At 33.8% G+C, this 23,274-nt stretch carries 21 protein-coding genes; 12 read left to right on the forward strand and 9 right to left on the reverse strand.

Going from position 1 to position 23,274, the window contains the following annotated elements:
• Window positions 1–85: 85 nt before the first annotated feature.
• From IPO86_12390 to IPO86_12400, 3 genes are all read left to right on the forward strand, one after another.
• On the forward strand, window positions 86–685 hold the full coding sequence (locus IPO86_12390; GenBank protein MBK9728905.1) for a PorT family protein: 600 nt from the start codon (window positions 86–88) through the stop codon (window positions 683–685).
• A 20-nt stretch (window positions 686–705) separates the two neighbouring features.
• Window positions 706–1,197, forward strand: a complete 492-nt coding sequence (locus IPO86_12395) for a hypothetical protein (GenBank protein ID MBK9728906.1) — start codon at window positions 706–708, stop codon at window positions 1,195–1,197.
• Window positions 1,198–1,285: 88 nt separating this feature from the next.
• A complete protein-coding gene (locus IPO86_12400) occupies window positions 1,286–2,557 on the forward strand; it encodes a metal ABC transporter permease (GenBank protein MBK9728907.1) in 1,272 nt (423 codons plus the stop codon).
• Window positions 2,558–2,730: 173 nt separating this feature from the next.
• Here IPO86_12400 and rbfA read toward each other — a convergent pair whose 3' ends face one another.
• The gene (gene rbfA / locus IPO86_12405) at window positions 2,731–3,096 is read right to left on the reverse strand and encodes a 30S ribosome-binding factor RbfA (GenBank protein ID MBK9728908.1); all 366 of its coding nucleotides are present in this window, start codon (window positions 3,094–3,096) and stop codon (window positions 2,731–2,733) included.
• 77 nt (window positions 3,097–3,173) lie between these two features.
• Between rbfA and recG the strand changes: the two genes are divergently transcribed.
• From recG to IPO86_12420, 3 genes are all read left to right on the forward strand, one after another.
• Window positions 3,174–5,288, forward strand: a complete 2,115-nt coding sequence (recG, locus tag IPO86_12410) for an ATP-dependent DNA helicase RecG (protein MBK9728909.1) — start codon at window positions 3,174–3,176, stop codon at window positions 5,286–5,288.
• Between the two features lie 88 nt (window positions 5,289–5,376).
• On the forward strand, window positions 5,377–5,850 hold the full coding sequence (locus tag IPO86_12415) for an ankyrin repeat domain-containing protein (GenBank protein MBK9728910.1): 474 nt from the start codon (window positions 5,377–5,379) through the stop codon (window positions 5,848–5,850).
• A 77-nt stretch (window positions 5,851–5,927) separates the two neighbouring features.
• The gene (locus IPO86_12420) at window positions 5,928–6,884 is read left to right on the forward strand and encodes a 3-phosphoglycerate dehydrogenase (protein ID MBK9728911.1); all 957 of its coding nucleotides are present in this window, start codon (window positions 5,928–5,930) and stop codon (window positions 6,882–6,884) included.
• A 214-nt stretch (window positions 6,885–7,098) separates the two neighbouring features.
• Here the strand turns inward: IPO86_12420 and IPO86_12425 are convergent, their stop codons facing one another.
• From IPO86_12425 to IPO86_12440, 4 genes are read right to left on the reverse strand one after another with little or no spacing between them, the layout of a single operon-like run.
• Entirely contained in the window at window positions 7,099–8,454 is a 1,356-nt protein-coding gene (locus IPO86_12425) for a hypothetical protein (GenBank protein MBK9728912.1), read from the reverse strand.
• Entirely contained in the window at window positions 8,451–9,176 is a 726-nt protein-coding gene (locus IPO86_12430; GenBank protein ID MBK9728913.1) for a type III pantothenate kinase, read from the reverse strand. Before IPO86_12430 ends, IPO86_12425 begins: the two co-directional genes overlap by 4 nt.
• The gene (gene purH, locus IPO86_12435) at window positions 9,176–10,675 is read right to left on the reverse strand and encodes a bifunctional phosphoribosylaminoimidazolecarboxamide formyltransferase/IMP cyclohydrolase (GenBank protein ID MBK9728914.1); all 1,500 of its coding nucleotides are present in this window, start codon (window positions 10,673–10,675) and stop codon (window positions 9,176–9,178) included. Before purH ends, IPO86_12430 begins: the two co-directional genes overlap by 1 nt.
• Window positions 10,676–10,689: 14 nt before the next feature.
• Entirely contained in the window at window positions 10,690–11,274 is a 585-nt protein-coding gene (locus IPO86_12440; protein MBK9728915.1) for a thymidine kinase, read from the reverse strand.
• Window positions 11,275–11,439: 165 nt separating this feature from the next.
• Between IPO86_12440 and IPO86_12445 the strand changes: the two genes are divergently transcribed.
• Together IPO86_12445 and IPO86_12450 are read left to right on the forward strand one after the other, a co-directional pair.
• Window positions 11,440–12,009 (forward strand): hypothetical protein, encoded by a 570-nt coding sequence (locus IPO86_12445; protein MBK9728916.1) that lies wholly within the window; start codon window positions 11,440–11,442, stop codon window positions 12,007–12,009.
• Window positions 12,009–12,737, forward strand: coding sequence for a rhomboid family intramembrane serine protease (locus IPO86_12450; GenBank protein ID MBK9728917.1), 729 nt, complete (start codon window positions 12,009–12,011; stop codon window positions 12,735–12,737). The genes IPO86_12445 and IPO86_12450 overlap by 1 nt, the downstream gene beginning before the upstream one ends.
• A 117-nt stretch (window positions 12,738–12,854) precedes the next feature.
• Here IPO86_12450 and IPO86_12455 read toward each other — a convergent pair whose 3' ends face one another.
• The 3 genes from IPO86_12455 to IPO86_12465 form a co-directional block, all read right to left on the reverse strand.
• Window positions 12,855–13,028, reverse strand: coding sequence for a hypothetical protein (locus IPO86_12455; protein MBK9728918.1), 174 nt, complete (start codon window positions 13,026–13,028; stop codon window positions 12,855–12,857).
• A gap of 215 nt (window positions 13,029–13,243) precedes the next feature.
• Entirely contained in the window at window positions 13,244–14,056 is an 813-nt protein-coding gene (gene murQ / locus IPO86_12460; GenBank protein ID MBK9728919.1) for an N-acetylmuramic acid 6-phosphate etherase, read from the reverse strand.
• Window positions 14,053–15,504, reverse strand: coding sequence for a sodium:solute symporter (locus IPO86_12465; protein ID MBK9728920.1), 1,452 nt, complete (start codon window positions 15,502–15,504; stop codon window positions 14,053–14,055). The genes murQ and IPO86_12465 overlap by 4 nt, the downstream gene beginning before the upstream one ends.
• A 309-nt stretch (window positions 15,505–15,813) precedes the next feature.
• Here IPO86_12465 and IPO86_12470 point away from each other — a divergent pair, with 309 nt between their 5' ends.
• Entirely contained in the window at window positions 15,814–17,046 is a 1,233-nt protein-coding gene (locus IPO86_12470; GenBank protein MBK9728921.1) for an MFS transporter, read from the forward strand.
• Between the two features lie 51 nt (window positions 17,047–17,097).
• Window positions 17,098–19,026: a glycosyltransferase family 39 protein gene (locus IPO86_12475; GenBank protein MBK9728922.1), complete on the forward strand. Its 1,929-nt coding sequence runs from the start codon at window positions 17,098–17,100 to the stop codon at window positions 19,024–19,026.
• Between the two features lie 286 nt (window positions 19,027–19,312).
• Here the strand turns inward: IPO86_12475 and IPO86_12480 are convergent, their stop codons facing one another.
• Entirely contained in the window at window positions 19,313–20,860 is a 1,548-nt protein-coding gene (locus IPO86_12480) for a T9SS type A sorting domain-containing protein (GenBank protein ID MBK9728923.1), read from the reverse strand.
• Window positions 20,861–21,039: 179 nt separating this feature from the next.
• On the opposite strand from IPO86_12480, the gene IPO86_12485 reads away from it, so the two are divergent.
• Together IPO86_12485 and IPO86_12490 are read left to right on the forward strand one after the other, a co-directional pair.
• Window positions 21,040–21,678, forward strand: coding sequence for an outer membrane lipoprotein carrier protein LolA (locus IPO86_12485; protein ID MBK9728924.1), 639 nt, complete (start codon window positions 21,040–21,042; stop codon window positions 21,676–21,678).
• 41 nt (window positions 21,679–21,719) lie between these two features.
• Complete coding sequence (locus IPO86_12490; GenBank protein ID MBK9728925.1) at window positions 21,720–23,231, forward strand: GH3 auxin-responsive promoter family protein; 1,512 nt, start codon at window positions 21,720–21,722, stop codon at window positions 23,229–23,231.
• Window positions 23,232–23,274 lie beyond the last annotated feature (43 nt).

A 23,274-nucleotide genomic window follows, 5' to 3' on the forward strand; every position in this document is an offset into this window, starting at 1 on the left:
TAATAATTGTTTAATGTATAATAAAAAAAAGATATAAAGAATTCATGAAATGGCACGTTATGTATTAAACAATTACATTTGAGCTATGATTAAAAAAATTGGAATTTTTATTTTTGGAACCCTGGTTTTCATAAATATCCTTCATGCACAGCGATTTGGAGGTGGCTTAAAATTTGCAGGCACCCTATCCCAAATTGATGGAGATGATATTTTCGGTTTTCATAAACCTGGCTTTGAATTGGGGCTTTATGGACGAGCGAGACTTTCTAAAACGATAGATTTGGAAATCGATTTTTCATTTAATCAAAGAGGGAGTCTAAGTACCAAAAATGATATACAGCAAATTAAATTTAACTTAAATTATATAGATATACCGGTTCTTTTGGTTATTAAAGATTGGCTGAATGTAGAAGCAGAAAAGGAGTATTATAGAATGCATTTTTTTGGTGGACTTTCTGTGGGACGGTTGATTTCAAGCAGCAGTTATAGCGGGGTTGATGAAGATTTCAATAAAAATGATCTAAGTTGGGTTGTAGGAACAACCTATTATTATTCTCGGAATTGGGGAATCACGGCAAAATATTCCCGTTCATTCACTTCTTTATATGAGTATTACAAATTGAATAGACAAGTCAATATGATTAGTTATTTTATATCTTTGGGCTTCAATTTTAAATTTAATTAATGGACATTAATAATGTGTTTATGAGAACTTCAATTCTAATCTGCTTTGTTTTGATGATGTTTGTTTCGTGTAAAACAGATGGAAATAAGAATTCCAATAGCAGCCCAAATTCTGGTAAAAAAGTTGATTTAAATGCATTTCCTGCAGATAAAATTACGGAAATCAATAAAGTCTGTACTAGTATTGACCTGATTTCTTTAAAAAAGGATGTAAATGTGTCCATGAGCTTTGATAATCCGCAATCCGTAGCAATTATACTTTCCTTTGTAACTGATGATGCCGGTAATTTAACCAATATGTGTGCCCCTGAAGCGCACCTAATGTTTCAAAATAATGGAGAAATCATACAGGAAATGGATTTGTATTATAAAAATGGATGCAATGCCTTGGTGTTTTTAGATAAAGAAGGTAAGCAAATCGGAGCAAATTTGATTAGTAATGAAGGGGTTGATTTCTTTCAAAACTTCCTTAAATCAAAAAATAGCCAGGACAGTCTTGGTAGACCAAAATAATCTCCAGCAATCTTTTGTATAATAAAAAATATAATTTAGACTAATCTAAATTATATTTTTGGTACCTTTGAATCACAAATAGATTCAAATGAATGACACATTTAACTATCTCATTGAATTTTTTCAATCCGATTTAGGCATTCGTTGCTTAGTGATATCTATGTTGGTAGGTACGATGTGTGGGCTATTAGGTTGCTTTATAGTTCTTCGAAATATGGCTATGATAGGAGACGCATTGTCCCATGCAATTTTACCCGGTATTGTATTAGCGTTTATTATCGCTGGGTATTCAACGCTTGGGTTTTTTATTGGATCCGTATTAGCGGGACTCCTTTCTGCTTTTATGATTACTTGGTTACAACAAAAAGTAAGAGTAAAAAATGACGCTGCAATTGGTATCATTTTTACATTTATGTTTTCTTTAGGCATCATTGGTATCTCCTGGATTAGTGGCAAACAAGGGGTTCATTTAGACTTAAAGGATTTTCTATTTGGAAACCTGCTTTCTGTTTCTCAGGAAGATTTAATTATGACTGCTACGATGGCTGTGCTCGTGGTGTCTGTTATAATAATATTTTACAGACAGTTATTCATAACTACATTTCAACCCGTTTTAGCTGGCACTATGGGAATTCGAGCTCCTCGAATTCATTATTTATTAATGTTATTATTATCTCTTGTTGTTGTTGCATCTTTGCGAAGCGTAGGCGTAATATTAGTCGTCTCTATGTTGATTACACCGGCTTCTGCTGCGCTCCTATTGGCCGACCGTTTATCAAAAGTTTTAATTTGGGCTAGTTTCTTAGGTTCTTTATCTGCAATTCTAGGCCTCATTTTATCGATTGCCTTTGATTTTCCAGTGGGGCCTTCTATGGCCGTCATGACTACGTTCATCTATGCAATAATTGCTTTGACAGCTCCAAAAAGAGGATTTATACCACGATGGCAAGCACGAAAAAATCTTCAACAAAGAATTCTTATTGAAGATCTATTAAAACGCTCGTATAAATCGGGCAAAAGCTTACCCTATTCATTAGATCAATTGGCCGAATTAACTGGCAACTCAAAACATTCATTGTCCAAATGGATGCAAAGATTAGTAAAACTCAATCTGTTTGTTAAAACCAACGATACTTTTCTAATAACAGAAACTGGAATTTATAGAGCCAACCAATTGATTCGGGCGCATCGGCTCTGGGAAACATTTCTAGTGGAAGAGTTAGGATTAAATGAGGATCAAATTCATAACGATGCAGAAGATATTGAACACCATCTTTCGGAAGAAGATCTACACCGCCTAGATGAACAACTCGGATACCCGGAAATTGACCCTCATGGATCTCCAATACCAAAAGCTTAAAATCAGGAATTGTTAAGCAAAAAGAAATGAAGTTTTTAATAAGCTGAAAAGGCTTTCTCTCCAAACTGCATTGAAGCGCCTTGAATCCCGACTAGATTAGCTTGTTATCATATTCTTGATCGCACTTCAATTAATAAATGAACCTAATTTGATTCAAAGCTTATATAGCCTGATTACGAATTGGGAGTGTTGGTATCAAATTTTTTAAATAAAGCCTCCACTTTATAGACTTCATCCATGGTATCATCTATGTAGAATTTCATTTCAGGCATTGCTCGAATTTGCTTTTTCAAACGACTGTGCAAGGCTTGCTTTAAACGCGCATAATGCTCTTCCAGGAGATGTAAAACTTCTTGCTTGTTGTCTATATTAAAAATACTTAAATAAATTTTAGCCAAGGCAAGATCGGGACTCATCATAACCTGGGTAACTGTCACAAGAGCTTTCGTGCCGTAGACATATTGACCTTCTGCAATTAAAACCATACTAAATTGTCTTCGAATTAATTCTCCAACCTGCTTCTGTCTAATGCTTTCCATAGAATTATACTTAATCTGTGTCAAAACTATTTAAAATTAATTAGAATCCAGCTTATTTTGCATGCTCGTCGGCAAATATGAGCTATACCAAATTAAATTTAAACAACCCTATTGAATATGTAAAAGGAATTGGACCCAATAAAGGTTCAATTCTTCGGGAGCAACTTAATATCCAAATCTTAAGTGACTTAATTCATTATTACCCATTTCGCTATATTGACAAATCAAAAATTACACCCATTGCCGAAGCGAAAACAGATGGTCAGTATATTCAAATTAAAGGGATCCTTAACTGGCTAGAAGAAAAAGGATTTGGTAAATCCAAACGAATGATTGGTTTTCTTGAAGATGAATCGGGTTCTGTTGAATTAATGTGGTTTCAAAACTATCAATGGATATTACAAAAGCTCATTCAGGGAAAAGAGTATATTGTATATGGAAAGATAAACATCGCTGGCTATCAAAAGAGCATTGCACATCCTGAAATCGAACTTTTAAATCAGAATCAAAATGAAATAGCCCTCCGATGGGATCCAGTGTATTCAAGTAACGAAAAACTTAATTCAAAAGGGCTTGATACAAAAGGATTCAGAAGAATTTTATTGCAAGTTTTTCAAACATTGGAAGAAAGTCAATTTGTAGAAACCCTTCCTGATTACATTCTACATAAATTTCGATTACAATCACGCTATGATTGTTTATATAATATTCATTTTCCAAAAAGTGAATTTGCTTTAAAACGCGCACAACAAAGATTAAAATTTGAGGAACTTTTTTTTATGCAATTGCGCATGTTACAAGCTATGCTTATTAGAAAAAACAAAAGCATTGGTTATGTCATACAATCTCAAAATGAGGAATTTCTTAGGTTTTATAATGAGCATCTACCTTTTCAATTAACGAATGCTCAAAACAAAGTGCTTGCTGAAATTCAAATTGATTTAACGACCGGAAAACAGATGAACCGCTTGTTACAAGGTGACGTCGGTAGTGGCAAGACAATTATCGCATTATTGGTAATGCTTTTAGCAAATACCCAAGGGTTTCAATGTGTCATTATGGCCCCTACCGAAGTTCTTGCAATGCAACATCTTCAAACCATAAAAACCTTGCTTGAACCTAGCAAATATACTTGCGCATTGCTTACTTCGAATATCAAAGGCAAGGAACGGGATACGCTATTAACCAATTTAAAAGAAGGAAATTTATCTATATTAATTGGCACACATGCGGTATTGGAAGATTCCGTACAATTTAAAAATCTAGGTTTGGTCGTGATCGATGAACAACATCGCTTTGGAGTAGAACAACGAGCCAGACTTTGGGCAAAATCAAAACCTTTTTTGCCGCATGTATTGGTAATGACCGCAACGCCTATTCCCAGAACCTTGGCAATGAGTTTATATGGTGATCTTGATGTTTCCATTATTGATGAGTTACCGCCAGACCGCAAGCCAATTAAGACACTCCATTTTACTGAAATTCTTCGCGGAAAATTAGTTCAATTTATGGAGACTGAAATTAAACAAGGCCGCCAAATATATTTTGTATTTCCACTGATAGAAGAATCTGAAAAACTAGATTTAGAAAATCTAGAATTGGGTTATGAAAAACTATTAGAATACTTTCCAATCCCAAAATATCAAATTTCTGTAGTACATGGCAGACTAAGGCCTAAAGATAAAGAGTCCGAAATGCAACGTTTTATTAAGGGCATTACCCAGATTATGGTTGCAACAACGGTCATTGAAGTAGGCGTCAATGTGCCCAATGCAAGCCTCATGGTAATTGAAAATGCAGAGCGATTTGGGCTTTCACAGTTGCATCAGTTAAGAGGTCGTGTGGGTCGGGGCTCTGATCAATCTTATTGTATTCTAATGACAGCTGACCATCTTAGTCCCGATGCAAAAGCTAGAATTCAAATAATGTGTAAAACCAACGATGGATTTTTAATTGCCGAAGAAGATTTGAGGCTTAGGGGCCCTGGTGATTTGGAAGGAAAACAACAAAGTGGCTTAATGCAATTAAAAATTGCCGATATTATGATTGATCAAAAAATTCTGTACGCCGCCCGAAGAATGGCAGAGGCGATATTAAAAAAGGACCCCGAACTAAAGCATCCCTTAAATACAATATTGAAAAACCAAATTGAATTAAATGAACAATTAAGGAATTTGGCAAAAATATCTTAAAATAAATGAAAATATTGTTTCAAAAGGCAGCATTTGGAATAGTTATGGTATCTTAGAGGTGTAGAACAATATCAATTTAAAAACGATTATGAAAAAAATATACTTTAGTTTTATTGCTTTATTAGGGTTTATCCTGGTTGGAAATAGTCAAGAGTCTATCCAAAATGCTATTGATAAAATGGATACCCGATTTGTAAAAGAATGGATTAATTCAGGTCATGATGTAAATAGTGTCATTACTATAAATGATCAAAAAATGACCCCTTTAAGCTATGCAGCACTAAAAGCACAACCAGAAATGGTGAGCTTACTTTTAAATCGGGGAGCTCAGGTCAATGCAAAAGTAGAATTTCAGGATGCACTAATGTTTGCTGCAGTTGGCGGAAATGTTGAAATCATTGAAGCTTTACTGACTGCAGGAGCAAATCCAATGAATGAAAATAAAATGGGTAAATGTGCACGTGACTTAGCAAAAGATAATAATCATGCAGATGCTCATCGTTTATTAGCATCTGAAACTGAAAAAAGAATTGCCATTTTAAGAGCACAACGCAGAAAATAAATAGAAAACAGCATTCTATTGAAAAAGCAATCCATCCTCAACACCTTGGGGATGGATTTCTTTTTTAATTTTGTTCAATGAGTTGGAAGCTGTTAATAAGTGATGGTCTTGAAGAATCTGGAATAAAAGCACTTCAAAATCAAGGTTTTATAGTTGATGTAAAACATTTTAATCCAGAAGAACTTAAAATCAATTTACCATTATATGATGGAATAATCGTGCGAAGTGCCACTAAAGTGCGTGCTGATCTTATGGATTTATGTCCAAAATTAAAGTTTATAGCCAGAGGCGGTGTTGGCCTGGACAATATTGATGTTTCTCATGCTCAAAACCGTGGTATTCTGGTAATTAACACCCCAGCCTCTTCCTCCAGATCAGTAGCTGAACTAGCCATGGCGCATATTTTATGTATCAGCCGAAGTTTACAAATTAGTAACCGTTCCATGATTGATAAAGAGTCTTTTATTGACCTTAAAAAACGATTATCAAATTCCTATGAACTTCAGGGTAGAACCCTTTTATTAATCGGAATGGGACGGATTGGAAGAGAATTAGCAAAGATGGCAATCGGAAATGGGATGCATGTAATTGCCACAGATCCATTTATTGAACGAGCAGAGATAGCATTTAATATTGCAGAACAAGCATTCAAAATCAATATTAAACTTGTTTCCCTGGAGATTGGTTTAAAACAGGCTGATTATATAAGTATCCATTCCCCGTATAATGGAAATAAGATATTAGATGAATTCCAGTTTTTACAAATGAAGAAAGGAGTCTGTATTATAAACACATCACGTGGAGAAAACATTAATGAAATCGCTTTACTACAAGCTATAGATTCAGGTATTGTAAGAGCAGTTGGTCTCGATGTATTTGAAAACGAACCAAATATTAATGCTGAAATCTTAAAAAACCCATTCATCTCCATAAGCCCTCATATTGGGGCTTCCACATTGGATGCTCAACAAAGAATTGCTCAGGAACTAGTGGATAAAATTGTAACATTGAAAGCTGAATTTATACCCTTGTAACACCTTGAATGCTTCAGCAGTTTAGCCTAAAAGCCAAATAATTTGCGATCTTGTATAATAGGTATAATACTCAAAAATAGTTGGTAAAATCAATATATACTTTTGAATATCAGCATATTAAGATATATTTATTGAAAATTATTTTTAAGCATTAGAGAAACGTGAAAAACGATCGTTCATCCATACAATTTAATTCACTTCTAATTCTGGAATTTTAATTATAACGGCGTTTAAGAAACCATTCATTATCATTAATGCTGATTCCAAAATGAATCATAAAGTATGTTTCACTTAAAGGTTTTAATCCTGTTATTTGGTTCTCCAATGTTCGATTTCCTACATCAAAATTTATATGGACCATCGCGTCTTGCCTTAAAAATAAAATAGGATATCCCCAACCCAATGTAAGTCCATAACTTTTTGCTTCATTACTTCCAATCGACCGGTAATCATTTCCTAAATATGCACCAAAGCGATAGATCGACTTCTTTATGAATTTATCGAAATCACTTTGACCAGGCTTATACCAACCTCCAACTAGAAATTGACTAGTGGCTTTTGTCGAACCGAGAATGCCCTCTGTAAATTCTGCAGATTGCCAGTCTTCAAAATTGAATGAACCCATCAGCCCATATTTTTCTTTATGTGTATAATAAACTCCAGCCTTAAAACCAAAGGGTAAGGAACCTTTTTCTTTTCGCTCATTGACATAAAGAACAGTATCAACAACTGCAATATTCTCACTAAATCGGGTCACATGAAGCCCTGAATAATATCCAGTATAATTTGAAGGTAGATTTATAACAAGCCCGGCAGAAAACATCTTTTTTCTAACTGAGTTATCTTTTTCAACTTCTTTTTGATTTATAATTTTCCGATACAAAAATCCAACTGAAGGTTTCCATCCCCGGATATGAACTTTGTCATTCAAATAAGAATCATAAACAGCTGGAATACTTGAAAATAAAACATTTTGATTATAATTTAAATTTCCAAATAAGTAGTTTAATTGCAATCCTATAGCTACATTTTTATACCGATAAGAACCTCCTAGGTTAAAAGAATTAATTAAACCATCTCCTTGTAAAAAACGATCCAAACGATTCGATTTATCAGATGAGTCTACTAACTCAGATCGATAACCAACAGAAGAATATGGGGTCAATCCAAATTGAATTGCATAGGAATGGTTATATTTTTTACGATCCAGAATCTCATTAATGGAATTCCGCAATGGAATCGCCATGCTAATATTATTTAAGCTTCCAGACCAATCTTGAATTTTATGATTATTATTATCTTTTAAACTATTGTACTTTGCAAAAATTCCGAGTTCAAAATCTGTTTGTTTTAAAAAAGACGATGCTGCTGGATTTAAAGGATTGTAAAGTTGGTCGGAGATATACGCAGTTCCAGCATTTGCCATTCCAGACATCCAACCTGTTGACATTGCTTTCAAATCACCAACACCATATCTAGATAGTGGACTATTTTCGGTATTTTGAGCTGATAAACTATTGGTAAAAAATGCAATTATTGCAGTAATTACGAGAACATTAAATTGCTTCATTGATAATTTAAGATAGTGTTTAAGCCTTTCAAAACAAGATAAGGTTCCGCAAAAATGCCAATTTTCAAGTGATTTACCAAAAAAGCTGCATTTCCTCCAGTAATAATACACTTTAATTCAAGATAATTTTTCTTTAATTTGTTATAATAACCTTCGATTTCTAACACAACTCCTTGTAATGCACCATTTTGCATAGCACTTATGGTATCGTAACCTAAAAAAGATGAACCTGGATCGTGAAATTTAATTTCTGGTAGTCGCTCTGTAAACGTGTGCATAGCTTTACAACGCATGTCTAATCCAGGTGCTATATTTCCGCCTACAAATTCTGCATGCTGGTTTACTAAATCATAGGTTATGCAAGTACCGGCATTCACAACGAAAAGAGGCATATTTTCCGAGAATGACATCGCGCCAACCATTGCTGCAACTCTATCCGAACCAAGCGTTTCCGGTGTTTTATAATGAATTTTCAGCGGTGTCTTTACCGCTGCATTTAATTGAAGCAACTCCACATTGGCCGATAATAAATTTAACCAGGGTGGACTGGATTTAATAACCGAAGAGTAAATAGCTTTTTCAAAATTATTTGCACTAATCCATTTTGAAATATCATTGTCTGAATGATCGTTAAAAACGCTAAAATTCTGAACTTTGCCTTCTTCAAAAAGTGCCATTTTGATACGGCTATTACCGATATCAATACATAAGTTTCTTCCCATTAATGTTTAAAGTGTCTGATTCCTGAAAAAACCATCGCTAAACCTTTTTCATTAGCTTTTTGTATACTCTTATCATCATTAACGGAACCTCCTGGTTGAATTATTGCTTTAATCCCCGCTTCTGCTGCTAATTCTACACAATCTGGAAATGGAAAAAAAGCTTCAGAGGCCATTACAGCACCTTCTGGCAAAAATCCCATGACCCTTGCTTTCTCTATCGCTTGTTTGCAGGCATCTACTCTGGAGGTTTGTCCACAACCCATTCCAATTAATTGTTGGTCTTTCACAAGGCTAATAGCATTTGATTTTAAATGTTTTGCACAAATAACCGCAAATAAAAGATCATTAAGCTGCTCTTTCGTTGCAGCAATTGTGGTAACTAGTTTTAATTCCTCCTTTTTAGTTATGTGTAAATCCAGCTCTTGCTTGATTTTACCATTAATTGCACTTCGAATTGTGAATTTAACTTCTGGATATTTATTTAATTTTATAAGAATTCGATTCTTTTTAGCACTCAATAACTTCACTACATCAGGATCAAAACCCGGTGCAATCAGAACTTCATAAAAAAGCTCCTGGATTCTTTCTGCAGTTATCAGATCAACGTTTCGATTACAAATTAAAATTCCTCCAAACGCTGAAATAGGGTCTCCTGCTAAAGCATCTGTCCAGGCTTGCAACAGATTTTGGCGAATGGCAATTCCGCAAACATTTGTGTGTTTTAAAATGGCAAAACAAAAGGCGCTATCTTTAAATTCACGCATCAAATTTATTGCAGAATCTACATCTAGTATATTATTATAAGACAATTCCTTGCCTGATAAAATCTCAAGGCACTCTGAAAGATTACCTATAAATGATGCTGATTGATGTGGATTCTCTCCATAACGAAGTGGAGTTTCCTTTTCAAAAGGAGCGCCCGTAAAGTATCCATGAATCCATTGATCATACAAACTACTGATTTCAAATGCCTTAGCTGCAAGGCTTTTGCGTTCATTTAAAGTTGAAATCGCATTATTTTGAATGATTTGATAAAGTACCGGATATTGTTCTGATGAAGGGATCACAACCACATCCTGATAATTTTTAGCTGCTGCCCGAATAAGCGAAATCCCGCCGATATCAATCTTTTCTATGATCTCAGCCTCGTTATCAGAGCGCTCCAAAGTCTCTTTAAAAGGATATAAATCAACCACCACCAAATCCAACATAGGTATTTGAAAATGAGCTAATTGACTTAAATGGTCTTCATTTCGAATTGCCAATATACCACCAAAAACTTTTGGATGTAATGTTTTTACTCTACCGCCTAAGATGGATGGATAATCGGTTATTTCTTCTACGGCTACAACTGGAATTTCTAATGATTCGAGATAATCTTTCGTGCCACCAGTTGAATAAATGACAATGCCAAGTTGGTGCATTAATTTAGCAACAAGATCTAAACCTTCCTTATGATAAACTGAAATTAATGCAGAATGAATTCTCTTCTTTTCCATGAAATGTAGTCAATTTATTTAAAATTCAGGATGGTCCCCATTGAAAAACAGAGTCTACACCTTGGTTCATATTTATCTTTTTCACCTAAAACGATGGTGTCAAATTCTTCGCTTAGACGATAAGAATGGGTTGCCAAATTGCCACAATGAGGACAGATTGCATGCACTTTTGTGATGTATTCAGCCACCGCCATGATTGCTGGCATGGGACCAAAAGGTTGGCCTCTATAATCCATATCTAAACCAGCAATAATCACCCGTTTTCCTTTTAAAGCTAATTCCTGACAGCGCGCCGTTAGGTGCTCATCAAAAAATTGAGCCTCATCAATACCAATAACCTCAGTCTCTTCATGTATTAACAATAATTCCTGAGAATGTGAAACGGGTTTGGATAATAAAGCATTTTCATCGTGAGAGACTACTTTGCGCTCATCATAGCGGGTATCCTTACTCGGTTTAAATATTTCTACTTTCTGATTGGCAATTCGAGCCCGCTTTAATCGGCGAATCAATTCCTCTGTTTTACCACTAAACATGGATCCACAGATGACTTCAATCCATCCGGAACGCTGGGATTTATAGGCTGGTTCTAGAAACATTCCAGCTGCAAATATCTAATTTTTTTATATATAAGCTGGTTTTAATATGAATTGAAAGAATGAAATGGAATACCTTTGACAAATATTATTTAAAACTTTGCCGTTTATAAACTAAATCAGATACAATATATGGAGTTCGGAAATGTCAGGAAATGGATCCTTAAAATGAATAATATCCTAGAAGTATATTCTCATGAAGAGAGTTTTACACAGTCTGAAAAAAACCTTTTATTAGATTATATTCTCAAAATTCGCGAAGCTATTAAAGCTATTAATGTAGAAGATTCAGAGGTCGATGAAGCGCCTGAGGAAATACCACATCCAACAAAACAAGAAACGGATGTAACAAAAAATATAAAAGCTCAAGAATTTGTTGAAGTCGTAGAAGAAATTCCAACGGAATTAAAAATTCAAAAAACAGATTACAACCGCTACAATGAATTATTTCTTTTCAAAAAAGTGGAAGATCTTTCTGAAAAATTAGAATCTACACCGATTACAAATATTCAAAAATCTATGGGTTTAAATGAGAGAATTTTAACTCAAAATGAACTGTTTGGTGGTGAAAAGAGTTCCTTTGATACAGCAGTCCAAAAATTAAATGGATTGGATGATTTCGAACAGGTAAAAACATACCTGTGTGAAGAACTTATCCCAAAATATGATTGGATGGATGAAACTCGTATTAAAAAAGCACAATGGTTTATTAAATTAGTTAAAAGGAAATACTCCTGATGACCGAACTTTCAAAAGAAAAAGAACGTTTTTTTAATTCCTTAAATGTTGCTCTAAGCGTAAGTATTTTATGCATTCTTGTGCATTTGGTATTTCTCATCTTACCCATTCACAAATACGACTGGAGTATTTATCCAAGGGATCTCGGACAATGGTATGGAATATTTACCGGCCAATTCATTCATGCCAGTTGGGGTCATTTGTTTTCAAACTTACCGCCTTTATTTATAACTACATTGGTCTTGTTTTATTTTTACAGAACGATTGGACTTGCAAGTTTTTCACTCCTCTTAATGGCTACAGGTTTCATGGTCTTTTTATTTGGCAGAAACTATTCGCATATTGGTGCCAGCGGGCTCGTATATGGTTTAATATCATTTATTTTCTTTTCAGGAATCTTTAGAAGGAATGTCAAATCCATTGTATTAATGACCATAATGGTAATTATGTACAGTGGTTATTTAGCAGGCTTCTTTCCAACAGATGAACGAGTTTCGTGGGAAGCCCATTTATTTGGTGCTATTGCTGGGTTATGGACAGCTTTCATTTTTAGAAAATATCGGGAATCTGATGAAGAGCCTATAAAATATGATTGGAAAGGTCAGGATAGAACTCCAAAAGAATATTTTCTCCAAAGAAACAGTTTCGAAAAAACGATCTCTGAACGGGAGCAGGAAAATTCGGATTTACAGGATTCGCAGGACTTCCAAAATACTACAAGAGAATAAAAATCGAATCTTATCATACCAGTTATAATCTACTACAGAATATAATTATACGCAATCTGAACCCTCTTATTTTTTTTGAATAAATCCTACGAACCTTGTAAATCTTAATACTGCAGCTTAGAGGTCTGTTACAATATCCTTAAATAGATCTTCCGGTTCTAAAATGTTAGGTGTTTTAATCCATGACAAATGCCGGCGATAACTATCTAACCAACCTGTTTGGGTGTTTGTCTCTGCAGAAAACTGGTCTATCCAAGACTCAGATGGGATGTGTGGTTTTGTCGATCTCATAATAAAGATGTAGTAGGGTTAAAAAATGAATATATACAGTAGACTCTTATTGAAAACAAATTGCTGCTTATCCCGGGTTTTGTTTTCATTAAAAATCATACTGCAAGATAATATAGTTAAAAGTTAGAATACATCAGGGAAAACCCTGAATTTGTATCAGGGTTTTCCCTGATTTTTTATTAAAATTATGTGAAAACTAGAAAAAGGAACGAAAATTAGTGCTTACAGCTAAGTAATGCTGCTCTGACACTCCCAACTTTAAGTAATAATTCCTTCGCTTGAAATTCATTCAAATCTGATTCTTCGACAATCATTCGCACTCCACGTTCAATAAGCTTTTGATTATTAAGTTGCATATCCACCATTTTATGATCTACTACCCTCCCTAAGCCTATCATGATCGTGGTAGAAATCATATTTAGTAAAAGCTTTTGAGCCGTACCACTTTTTAAACGAGAGCTTCCCGTAATAAATTCAGGACCAACTAAAACTTCAATTTTAAAATCGGAGTACTCAGTTATTGGACTACCGGGGTTTGAAGTAATACAAGCCGTTTTAATTTGGTTCTTTTGACATGCTTGCAAACCATAAAGAACATAGGGCGTAGTTCCGCTTGCAGCAATTCCTATAACCAGATCTAGCTTGCTTATTCCAAAATTTTTTAAATCATCCCAAGCTTGTGTTTTGCTGTCTTCTGCAAATTCTACAGCTTTCCGAATAGCCTGGTCACCACCTGCAATGATACCTTGAATCATATCTTGAGAAACACCAAACGTTGGCGGACATTCAGAAGCATCTAAAATTCCTAATCTTCCGCTAGTACCGGCTCCTATATAAAAGAGTCTTCCACCCTCCTTGAGTTTTAATATAGCGCATTCTACAAGTACAGCAACTTCAGGTATACATTTTTCAACTGCGAGGGCAACTTTTTGATCTTCCGCATTCATTAAGCTTAATAATTCAAGAGTAGATTTTTGTTCCAGATTGCGATGCAAAGAAATTTCCTCCGTCCTTTTCTTAAAACTCATGCTTTTGATTTTGAAATTAATAACAATCCTATAAAGGTGATTAAACCGTTTAAGCCCAAGTTTAAATAACCAAAAGAAAAGCCCCCAAACCAAGTCTTAGAATTTAAATCTATAATAAAAACCAATATTGGTGCTATTAAACAAACTAAAATTATTCTAAAATTATCAGGCAGAACACGCTTTGTGAGGATTGCAAAACTAAATAAACCTAATAATGGTCCGTAGGTATATCCTGCAACTTTGAGAATCACATCAATGATTGATTTATTATCTATCCACTTAAATATAAAAACCAAAATTAAAAAAACCAAAGCAAATAAATAATGCACAGTTTTACGAATCTTGATTTTCTGCTCCTCTGTTTTATCTTCCTTTCTATTAAATCCTAATATATCAATACAAAAAGCTGCAGTTAATGCTGTAATAGCACCATCCGCACTTGGAAACAAAGCAGAAATCAAACCGATTATGAATAATAAAGAAAATGCTATTGGCATATGTTGCAATGCTATAGATGGGAATATATCATCTCCAGCTAGTTCTAAATTATATTGCTTTGCAAATAAATATAATAAGCCACCCAAAAACAAAAACAACAAATTCACAAAAATTAATACCACACTAAAGAACATCATATTCTTTTGGGAATCCTTTAAAGTGCGTACGCTAATATTTTTTTGCATCATTTCTTGATCCATTCCAGTCATGCTAATCGTTATTAATGCTCCACCGATAAAATGCTTCCAGAAATTTGATCCACTATTTAGATCTGTGTTAAATATATTCAGGTATGACTTTTGGTTTAATTCCTTGATTGCATTTATCAAACTAATATCAAGAGCATTTAAGATCATCCAAATACAACATACTAAAGCAGTAAGCATAAAAAATGTCTGCAATGTATCTGTCCAAACAATTGTTTTAACACCCCCTTGTAATGTATAAAGCAGGATCATTAACAAGATAAATAGTGCCGTTACATAAAACGAAACACCTAAATCGTTTAATAAAAACAATTGCAACACATTAATAACCAAGTACAATCTTGCAGTAGCTCCTATGGTTCTGGATAGAATAAAATAGGATGCGCCTGTTTTATATGCAATCAAGCCTAATCGCTTTTCCAGAAAATGATAAATGGACGTGAGTTGTAAGGAATAGTAAATTGGCAATAACACATATGCTACCACAACATAACCTATAAAATATCCCAAAACGACTTGAAAATAAAAAAATCCATTTGCCCCTACAGTTCCTGGAACAGAAATAAACGTAACCCCTGAAAGGGAAGTGCCAATCATACCAAAAGCAACTACATACCATTTTGAATTTCTCTTACCTACGAAAAAACTTTCATTGGAATGATCTTTAGAGGTAATTCGGGCAATCCATAATAACAGTCCGAAATAAATTAATAAAATAAAAATTAACCAAGATGATGAAAGCATTATGAATAATTATAAATACAAAGAAACCTAAATTTTCTTAATAAAAGTTAACAACATGAATAGGAATGTACTTAAAAGTTACATCACAGACCAAGCTCATGAAAAGAGCATCGAAATTTGCCTGTCATTTTTGTGATATAGCATTCCAAAGGAGCATACCATATTTATGCATAAAGCATCTAGAAATAAGACAAATCTTGAAAAAATTTAAAAATGCAATTCTCAAAATTCATTCTTCAAGCTTGATAATTTCTTGTTAATCATGCAGTAGAATTCTATTCTCTATTTCATTTCAATTTATTTTGCAACATGCACACGCGTGTAATTAATTTATACAAAGAATCATTTGCTGGTCTGAATGCGAATTCCTGGCTTCTGGCTTTAGTGCAATTGGTAAATCGCGCGGGAACCATGGTCATTCCGTTCATGTCAATGTATATGACCCAACATATTGGTGTGAGTATTACGAAAGCAGGTTTTGTGATGGCTTGTTTTGGTTTAGGTTCCATTGTAGGTGCTTATTTTGGTGGTAAATTAAGTGACAAGTTTGGTTTTTATAATTTGATGCTGTTCTCTTTATTTGCAGGAGGCATCTCCTATATTGTGATCTCATTTTTTGAAAGCTATTATTTAATTTGCTTAGCAACATTCGTTGCCTCTGTGATCAATGAAAGCTTTAGACCTGCTAGCATGGCTGCGATTTCTTCCTATAGTAACCCTGACACCTTAACCCGGAGTGGATCGTTAGTACGTTTGTCTGTAAATTTAGGTTGGGCTTTTGGAGCTGCGGCAGGAGGATGGATTGCTTCCTATAATTACCAATTATTATTTTATGTGGATGGCATCACAAATATGCTTGCTGCTGTTTTAATATATTTTAAACTGCCTCGTAAAGAACCGATTGAGAACCCAAGAAATTTATCTGAGAATTTGAATTCATCTTTATCTCCATACAAAGATAAATTCTATTTGATTTTTATAGTTTTAACATGTTTATTTGGCATTTACTTTTTTCAACTATTTTCAACGCTCCCTATCTATTTTAAAAAAGAACTGCATTTAAATGAAAGTCAAATTGGTTGGATTCTAGGAATGAATGGACTCTTGATTGCTGCGTTTGAAATGGTTGCCGTGTATTCATTAGAAGGGGTAAAAAGATTGCGTTTAATTGCATTAGGCACCTTGATTACTGGATTTTCATTTGTGATCTTTAATATCTTACCATTTGAAGCATTTACTTTAGGCATGATTTCTTCCATCATAATTTCAATTGGTGAAATATTTGCAATGCCCTTTATGCTAAGTTTCTTTATGAAACGAAGCCAGCCCACAAATATTGGCCAATATGCATCTCTATATACAATCGCTTATAGTGTAGCACATATCACTGGTAGTTTTTCTGGAAGCGCCGTAGCAGATCATTTTGGATTTGAGATTTTATGGTGGCTGGTTGGGATTTTATCGGTTTTTGTCGCTTTAGCATTTTTATACATGGATAAAATAGAACCCAAATATCCTGCATTCAAACCTAGCTTAAGCTAAGTTTGATTCCCCTATTCTCTTATCTTTGCGTTTTAAATTACAATTCCTAACATGAATTTCACTGAATCTATAATTAAACTTATACAAAGCAAATGGAATATATATGTCATTCTATTAATTTCTTTTGCAGTCTATGCCAATACCTTATTTCATGATTTTACACTTGACGATAAGGTTGTTTTTACAGAAAATCAATTTGTACAAAACGGAATTAAAGGGATCCCATCCATCGTTTCAAATGAAACATTTGCTGGGTATTTTAAAGATTCAGGAAATAAAAGCACCATAGGTGGTGGTAGATATCGTCCTTTAACCCTATGCTTTTTTTCCATAGAGCATCAATTGGCTGGAAACAATCCAGTGTTTGCACATCTTTTGAATATTTTGATATTTTGCCTTTTGAATTATTTACTTTTCATCACCTTGACTAAACTGCTATCATTTAAATATCCAGAAAAAGCTACAATGATCGCCTTTTTGGGCACCTTGCTTTTTGCAATTCACCCTATCCATACAGAAGTGGTTGCCAATGTTAAAGGTTTAGATGAGATTACATCCATGCTGTTTTCATTTTTAGCGCTCTATTTTCTATTGAAACAAAATGAAAAAGAAAATCTCAATAATTATATAATTGCTGGGATTTTTTATACCCTGGCATTATTCTCAAAAGAAAATGCAGTAGTCTTTCTGGTACTTATTCCACTTTCTTTGTTTTTATTTAATGTTGAAAAAAGAATTGCATTCAAATCCTTCATACCACTCTCAATAGCATCCATTGTATTCTTAGTTTGTAGGATTGCTGTCACTGGAACTACATTTATCACAAATTCAAAGAATTTTTTAGAAAATCCATTTCTTCAATTTCGTGGGGAGCGTGTATTAGAAATGAATCCTGCCGATAAATATGGAACCATTTTTTATACACTCCTGAAGTATGTACAACTGCATATTTTCCCATATCCACTTACACACGATTATGCACCAAAAAGTATTGCAACTATAAATCTATTTTCACCCTTACCAATTTTAGCTGTAGCATTAGCAGCTACCGGAATATTTCTTGCATTCAATTGGATGAAATCAAAACCTCTTTATTCCTGGTCCATACTAATTTTTATGGTAGCCTTATTACCAACTTCCAATTTGTTTTTTTCTATTGGTGCTTATATGGGTGAACGATTTGTATTTGTTTCATCCATTGGCTTTTGTATAGCAATTGCCGGGCTATTTAGTAATCACCTGATTCCAAAATACAAATGGAGTATATTTTTATTTATTGGTATTTTAGTTGCTTTTTCAATTCGTACCGCATCCAGGAATATGGCATGGAAAGATAATCTTACCTTGTTTAATACAGATTATTTCCATTCCCCAAATAGTGCTAAATTAAATTCGTCACTTGGATTTACACTTTTGGAAAAATACCGAAGTTTGGATGATAAAGAAAACAATAAACATCTATTGGGTCAAGCCATTATTCATTTAAATAAAGCGATTGAGATATACCCAAAATATACAGATTGTATATTTTTACTTGGCAACGCAAATTACTTAATTAAAGACTATAAAAATGCAGTTGCATCTTATGAAAATTATATACAACTGAATCCCGCGGATCTTTCAATTATGAAAAACTATCAAAAAGCATTAAGAGAATATGGTAGAATTTTATTTCATGATGATCACAATAATGCACTGGCTAAAGAAATGCTCATTAAATCATTGAAGTTAAATCCAAATGATGATCAGGCATTAGAAGTATTAGGAAGTGCCGAAGCAGAATTAGGCTATTTATTAAAATCACTTCAGTATTTACTTAAATCTGTAGAAATTAATCCAAATTCTGCAAGCACCTGGGCAAATTTATATATAACATATACTCGACTTGGTGACAAAGTAAATGCCCAATTAGCGATAAATAAAGGAATGGAAATTGATAAAGATGTTGTTAAAAAATTGATGTCAGTTAGATCAAAATAGAATTCAACACTTACATTATTTACGTTCGGATACTACGCATAAATCATTGTTTTAATGCATGCTTTGCATACCAGCGAAAGTCCTTAATAAATTCTATTGTCGCCAGGAATAGTAAATACTTCAGGAAGCAATAATATTTCGAACTTGAAATATTTACATGACAATTCAGTCCAAAATCAGAACGTTTATTAGTATGGAATGCTATCCATTAATGCTGATTAAACTTTAAACAAAATAATACCTTGCTGAATTCCATTGAACTCCATGCATTAGTATAAGCTTAAATTTACTTTTTGAAAACTGGTATTATTCCAGTTTGTTTTGAACAATTCCATTTAAGGAAATAACTTCCAGGCTTCCAATGATCCCTCCAGTTTAAGCTTGCTTTGTGGTTTTTAAGGATCAACATTGTGTCATCGATTAAAACTCCCCTTAGATCAAACAGTTGCAACTCTATTTCGCCTTCCATGTTTTCAGTATTCAGAATTAATTCCTTAGATACTGGATTTGGATAAACATAAACACTTTGAATAATGCCAGGATCATGCTTCGTATTTGTTTGAATATCATTTAAAAATCGAAATACTAAAAAATTAATATTTGTTCCATCTTTATAATTGGCAACCATCACAATTTTCCCATCGTCTTGCATGATAAATCCCGGGGTATTATCTGTCAAAATATTGACCACATCGAGACTTGCAACGCCATTTTTTCCAAAGCCGGTATCCAGACTTCCATCCGAATTAAACCGAACTACAATATAACTATTATGTGTAAGCACGTTGTTTAATCCGCAAACCAGATATTTACCATCGGCTTGTTGAATCATATACAATCCATAATCTACAGGACCTTTAAAATCATAAGTAATCTTGCCTCCTGCGCCAAAACTTAAATCCGGACTTCCATCCGAAAGAAAGCGCGCCAATCCAAAATCATAATTTGTGAGACTATCCCGAACCGTACCAGAAGTAATAAACTTTCCATCCTCCAGCATCAAAGAAGTATACGCAACATCCTGATCCTCTCCGAAATCGGTTTGTGTACTTCCTTTATTTCCAAAACCATCATCCAAAGTACCATCTTCATTCAAACGTAAAAAAGCAAAATTCGCTTTCGGATAAACTCCCGAACAGCCACTTATTAAAATTTTATGGTCTTTTTGAATTACAATATCAAATGGAATATCCTCCCGAGTTATAAAATTAAAATAGGTCCAACCTTTTTTGTTAAAGCTGGAATCTAATTGCCCGTTTGGGTAAAATCGAGTCACCAGCCAATCAATATCAAATGAATCTATTACGGCTACACAGGCAACCACCAATTTGCCGTCTTCTTGAATTGCAACTGCTGAGGGTCCTGTGGATCTGCCATATTTAAAAATTACCTGCCCCTGATTTCCAAAGCTCAAATCCGGACTTCCATCCGGTAAAAGTTGAAATAATATACCTGTTGAATTCGGATTATTATTGGAATATCCACCAATAAGAATTCTTTGATCTGACAGTACTTTTATAAACTCAATATTCTCTTGACTGGAGCCAAAATCTCTGATGATTTTTCCTTGGTCGCCAAATCCCAGATCTAAATTTCCATCAGAAAGATATCTGGCAAGGATAAAATCAAATGCATTGTTTACAACATTGGTACGTCCACCTACTAAGAGTTTGCCATCCTTTTGAATTGCAATAGATCCAGCTTGATCTTTTCCACCAAAATCGGTATGAACCCAACCTTTACCTCCAAAACTAGGATCCAACTGTCCTGCTTGTGAATGCAATTTACCAATTTGAAAACTTATTAAAATTAGAATGAGGATGCTATATTTCATATGAATAAATTAAATCGAAAATTACAATGAATTGAAGACATTTAGCAAAAATCTCTAAACGGAAGATCCTTTATTCGTTCATATGTTCTTTCAAATCCTGCTTATTAACTATTGTTTAACAAGCAATAGAAAATGTATTTCCAGTATTAACTGTTTGAATATGAAATACAAATTCACAGATGAAAACCTTGGTACTTCTATTTGCAACCCAATGTATTCTTTTTGCGCATCCTGATCCAAAAGCAAAAATGCTATTAGACAATGTGCATAAGCAATATAAGAAAATGGGAACCTTAGAAATTTTCTTTAGTTATGAGCAAACGAATGACAAAAAAAATAAAATAAGCAATTCCGGACAATTACTCTCAAAAGGCTCACAATTTAAATTGATATTACCGGATATGGAAATTTATTCTAACGGTAAAATTCAATACACATATTTGAAAAATAACAATGAGGTTCAAATTACTACGCCGGATGAAAAAGAAAATAAATATCATCCAAAATTTTTATCCGCTATTTATTTATCAGGGACTCATAATTTTTCATTGTCAGGAAAAGAAAAATTTGCAGGCAAATTGCTTACTATTGTAGAATTTATACCTATTGATAAAATGGAATCCATTAATAAAATCAGGTTATACATTTCTGAAAAATCAAATTTAATTGAAAAAGTGGAATGGTCAGAAAAGAAAGGAAATAATACCATAGTTACATTTACAAAGACTGCTGCTAACAATTTGATACCTGATACCGCTTTTGAGTTTAACACTAAAAATCTTAAAGGTGTGCATATCGAGGATCTGCGGGAAGAATAATTACCAGCAGATTTAAATATTATATCTTATTTTTGCCAAGTATGAACATTAAAAATAGTCTTATTCATCTTGTTGCCAATAACGTTTGCAATTCTTTGAATGCAGATTATTTAGCAGGTGTACAGATACAGAAGAAAATATTCAAAAAACTCATACAAAAAGCTTCAAAAACAAAATTTGGAAAAGATCATGCGTTTCAAGAGATCCGGAATTACCAGGATTACAAGCGCAATGTAAGGGTCCGAGAATACGAAGATTTCAATCCCTACATTCAAGAAATCCAGGAAGGGAAAAAAGATTTTTTGTGGCCAGGTCTTCCAAAATATTTTGCGAAAACTTCAGGTACTACTTCGGGTCCGAAATATATTCCATTGACAAAAGATAGTATTAAAAATCATATTAATTCTGCTAGAAATGCACTCTTTCAATATTTAAGAAAAAATCCAATTACTAAAATATTTGATGGGAAAATGTTATTTCTATCTGGCACTCCAGCATTAAGCTATGAAAATGGAATTGCAATTGGCAGACTATCAGGCATTGTAAATAATGAAATCCCGAATTGGTTTAAAAAGAATAAGCTACCAGATAATAAGATTAACGCAATACAACCTTGGGAAGCTAAAATTGATACCATGGTACGTGAATTATCAAAATCTGATATTCGTGTAATTGGTGGGATTCCTCCTTGGATTCAAATGTTTTGTGAAACGCTTTTAAATTATACTGGTAAGAATACGGTACTGGATGTTTTTCCAAATTTAGAATTATATATTCATGGCGGAGTTAATTATGCTCCTTATAAACAAAAAATAAATCAATTATTCGGTCAGGAAATTGCTTTGATTGAAACCTATCCTGCAAGTGAAGGATTCATCGCTTACCAAGACAATTATCAGCAAGATGGTATGCAGTTAGTTTTAAATGATGGCATCTTTTATGAGTTTATTCCTAAAGATTCAATTTTGGATCCAAATGCTGAGCGCATTCAATTAGAAGACGTTTCATTACATACAGATTATGCAATTATCCTTACAACAAATGCGGGATTATGGTCTTACCTAATAGGTGATTTGGTGCGTTTTGTGTCATTAAAACCACATAAGATCAAAGTTTCAGGAAGAATCAGCCAGTTTATTTCAGCTTTTGGTGAACATGTGATTTCGAGTGAAATAGACCAAGCCATATCATTTGCTCAAAAAAAGCATCTTTTTGGAGTAGTTGAATTTACGGTAGCACCTCAAGTAAGTCCATTGGATAATCGTCATGCGTACCACGAATGGTTTATAGAATTTTCAGAAATACCTAAAAACCTTCAAGAAATAGCCAATACAATAAATGACCATTTGTGCGAATTAAATAGCTATTACAAAGACTTGATTGAAGGAAAATTATTAGATACTCTAAAAATCAGACCCATCCGTAAAAATGGCTTTCTAGACTATATGCGCAAAGTAGGAAAGCTGGGTGAACAATTTAAAGTACATCGTCTCAGTAATGATCGAAAAATGGCCGATATGCTTTCAAAGGACATCGTAAAAATGAATGCCTAAGGAGTAGGATTTAAGAGCCCGAATTCTAAATTCGATTCCTTAA

This window comes from Saprospiraceae bacterium, assembly GCA_016717265.1.
Taxonomy (GTDB): Bacteria; Bacteroidota; Bacteroidia; order Chitinophagales; family Saprospiraceae; genus Vicinibacter.

Bases quoted from the DNA above. Each gene is read 5' to 3' on its own strand.
- IPO86_12445 (MBK9728916.1), top strand. From the start codon at position 11,440: ATGAATAATATCCTAGAAGTATATTCTCATGAAGAGAGTTTTACACAG.
- IPO86_12430 (MBK9728913.1), bottom strand. From the start codon at position 9,176: ATGGGAAGAAACTTATGTATTGATATCGGTAATAGCCGTATCAAAATG.
- IPO86_12485 (MBK9728924.1), top strand. From the start codon at position 21,040: ATGAAAACCTTGGTACTTCTATTTGCAACCCAATGTATTCTTTTTGCG.
- IPO86_12480 (MBK9728923.1), bottom strand. From the start codon at position 20,860: ATGAAATATAGCATCCTCATTCTAATTTTAATAAGTTTTCAAATTGGT.
- IPO86_12400 (MBK9728907.1), top strand. From the start codon at position 1,286: ATGAATGACACATTTAACTATCTCATTGAATTTTTTCAATCCGATTTA.
- IPO86_12455 (MBK9728918.1), bottom strand. From the start codon at position 13,028: ATGAGATCGACAAAACCACACATCCCATCTGAGTCTTGGATAGACCAG.
- IPO86_12465 (MBK9728920.1), bottom strand. From the start codon at position 15,504: ATGCTTTCATCATCTTGGTTAATTTTTATTTTATTAATTTATTTCGGA.
- IPO86_12395 (MBK9728906.1), top strand. From the start codon at position 706: ATGAGAACTTCAATTCTAATCTGCTTTGTTTTGATGATGTTTGTTTCG.
- murQ (MBK9728919.1), bottom strand. From the start codon at position 14,056: ATGAGTTTTAAGAAAAGGACGGAGGAAATTTCTTTGCATCGCAATCTG.
- IPO86_12420 (MBK9728911.1), top strand. From the start codon at position 5,928: ATGAGTTGGAAGCTGTTAATAAGTGATGGTCTTGAAGAATCTGGAATA.
- IPO86_12490 (MBK9728925.1), top strand. From the start codon at position 21,720: ATGAACATTAAAAATAGTCTTATTCATCTTGTTGCCAATAACGTTTGC.
- purH (MBK9728914.1), bottom strand. From the start codon at position 10,675: ATGGAAAAGAAGAGAATTCATTCTGCATTAATTTCAGTTTATCATAAG.
- IPO86_12415 (MBK9728910.1), top strand. From the start codon at position 5,377: ATGAAAAAAATATACTTTAGTTTTATTGCTTTATTAGGGTTTATCCTG.
- IPO86_12390 (MBK9728905.1), top strand. From the start codon at position 86: ATGATTAAAAAAATTGGAATTTTTATTTTTGGAACCCTGGTTTTCATA.
- IPO86_12440 (MBK9728915.1), bottom strand. From the start codon at position 11,274: ATGTTTCTAGAACCAGCCTATAAATCCCAGCGTTCCGGATGGATTGAA.
- IPO86_12475 (MBK9728922.1), top strand. From the start codon at position 17,098: ATGAATTTCACTGAATCTATAATTAAACTTATACAAAGCAAATGGAAT.
- IPO86_12470 (MBK9728921.1), top strand. From the start codon at position 15,814: ATGCACACGCGTGTAATTAATTTATACAAAGAATCATTTGCTGGTCTG.
- IPO86_12450 (MBK9728917.1), top strand. From the start codon at position 12,009: ATGACCGAACTTTCAAAAGAAAAAGAACGTTTTTTTAATTCCTTAAAT.
- recG (MBK9728909.1), top strand. From the start codon at position 3,174: ATGAGCTATACCAAATTAAATTTAAACAACCCTATTGAATATGTAAAA.
- IPO86_12425 (MBK9728912.1), bottom strand. From the start codon at position 8,454: ATGAAGCAATTTAATGTTCTCGTAATTACTGCAATAATTGCATTTTTT.
- rbfA (MBK9728908.1), bottom strand. From the start codon at position 3,096: ATGGAAAGCATTAGACAGAAGCAGGTTGGAGAATTAATTCGAAGACAA.